Raw genomic sequence first — 455 nt, forward strand, 5'->3', positions numbered from 1 at the left:
TGGGTGCTGATCTCGCCGAAGATGACGTGATCGGGGGTGGCGCGCATCTGGTGGTCATAGAGTTGCCGCCAGTCGATCATCCCGGCCGATCCCCCGGCCTCGCGGGCGGCGAGCAACCCGACCCCGTCCCAGAAGCGGTCGATCGCCAGTTCCGGGGCGTCTTCGGCGACGACGACGCGGCGATGATCGGGCAGGAAGCCGAGCAGCTTGTTGAGCAGTGTCGTCTTGCCGGTGTTGGTGGCTCCCGAGACGATGATGTTGGCCTCGGCCAGCATCGCGGCTTCGAGATAGGCGACCACCTCCGGGCTGGCCCCGATCTGCTCCCAACTGGGGGTAAAGGGATGCTTGCAGCGGATCGCCAGCGACACCCCGGTCTGGACCGACGCGCCCAGCAACGCCTCGAAGCGGTGGCGGGCTTCGGGGATGACGCAGGACAGTTTGGGCGCGGTTTCAGG

General features: G+C 67.3%; 1 protein-coding gene. It reads right to left on the reverse strand.

Features of this window, described 5'->3' with window-relative positions; genetic code table 11:
- Nucleotides 1-455: ATPase, T2SS/T4P/T4SS family (locus K678_RS17435; protein WP_021133811.1), on the reverse strand; the 455-nt coding region annotated here is incomplete at both ends.

Source organism: Magnetospirillum fulvum MGU-K5 (assembly GCF_000442515.1).
GTDB classification, from domain to species: Bacteria; Pseudomonadota; Alphaproteobacteria; order Rhodospirillales; family Magnetospirillaceae; genus Phaeospirillum; species Phaeospirillum fulvum_B.